Genomic DNA, 1,070 nt, shown 5'->3' with positions numbered 1-1,070 from the left:
AAATGAAAGACTGTTTCCCTTGATATTTTTCTTTGATACTGAATCAGGCTATAGAGATTGGTATCAGTTTCTTGATGATGTAGAAATTGGACATGGCTGGAATCCACGAGGATGGTATAAAAGAATACAAGATTGGCGTTTTGAAAAATTTGGCGGAGTGCAAGGTTACTTAGATTTGTTACGCTCCAAAGGTCTCTCTTGAAAAGCTAACCCCTCGGTTGATCGGACCAGGTTTTCTCCGCTGCGCTACGCAAACCCGTCCGCTCACCTTTATGTTCGGCAGCGAGACGTAGACTGGATGCAGCGCGTATTGGGCATAGTCCCTGATTGCCTCCCAAGGCGGCCATGCGTATGATAAAGCTGATAGAATCAACGAAGGAGGTCGTCAAACATGTCGCTTACTGAATTATTCCCGGCCATAAAGATGTTGCCACGAGCTGATAAGCTGCGCCTGATGCAGTTCCTCGTGATTGACTTGGCGCAAGAAGAGGGCGTGCCGCTGCTCACAGCGGATGCCGAGTATCCGATATGGACGCCGTTGCACGCATTCGAGGCCGCGGATACGCTGCTACAGATGTTGAAAGCGCATGAGGTCGAAAAATGACAACACCTGTGCGTTTTACATACGGTGACACAGACGCAAGCCGTCGAGGAAGGAATCTCTTAGCACACTTGTCGATCACGCTACACCACGGAACCCATGCGGTGACTGTTCCGGGGTTGCTGGACACGGGCTCGACTGTCAATGTACTTCCATATAACGTTGGTGTTCAGTTGGGCCTGGTATGGGATCAGCAGCCGACACGAGTGCACTTGACGGGAAATCTTGCTCGATTGCCAGCACGGGGGGTGATCATCACGGGTCAAGTGGCCTCGTTTCCGCTGGTAGAACTCGCGTTCGCGTGGACGCAATCTACAGAGGTTCCAGTGATTTTGGGGCAAGTCAACTTTTTCATGGAATTCGATGTTTGCTTCTTCGGATCACAGGCGGCGTTTGAGATCAATCCAAAGCACAAGGCAAATTGAGGCACTCAAGTCAGGCTACCAGCCTCGGGAAATACATGCCCTTA

3 protein-coding genes are annotated in these 1,070 nt (G+C 50.4%); all 3 read left to right on the top strand.

The window, feature by feature from the left end:
- Positions 1-202 (top strand): hypothetical protein (locus tag K1V27_RS22510; protein ID WP_258932530.1); only part of this gene is annotated, 202 nt, incomplete at its 5' end.
- 189 nt (positions 203-391) lie between these two features.
- Positions 392-604: a hypothetical protein gene (locus K1V27_RS22505; RefSeq protein ID WP_258932528.1), complete on the top strand. Its 213-nt coding sequence runs from the start codon at positions 392-394 to the stop codon at positions 602-604.
- Entirely contained in the window at positions 601-1,026 is a 426-nt protein-coding gene (locus K1V27_RS22500; protein WP_258932526.1) for a pepsin/retropepsin-like aspartic protease family protein, read from the top strand. The genes K1V27_RS22505 and K1V27_RS22500 overlap by 4 nt, the downstream gene beginning before the upstream one ends.
- Positions 1,027-1,070 lie beyond the last annotated feature (44 nt).

Origin of the sequence: Desulfoferrobacter suflitae (assembly GCF_022603395.1) — a bacterium.
GTDB lineage: Bacteria > Desulfobacterota > Syntrophobacteria > Syntrophobacterales > Syntrophobacteraceae > Desulfoferrobacter > Desulfoferrobacter suflitae.
The sequence above is the reverse complement of the archived record's forward strand: the minus strand, read 5'-3'. Positions and strand labels throughout refer to the sequence as shown.

Bases quoted from the DNA above. Each gene is read 5' to 3' on its own strand.
- K1V27_RS22500 (WP_258932526.1), top strand. From the start codon at position 601: ATGACAACACCTGTGCGTTTTACATACGGTGACACAGACGCAAGCCGT.
- K1V27_RS22505 (WP_258932528.1), top strand. From the start codon at position 392: ATGTCGCTTACTGAATTATTCCCGGCCATAAAGATGTTGCCACGAGCT.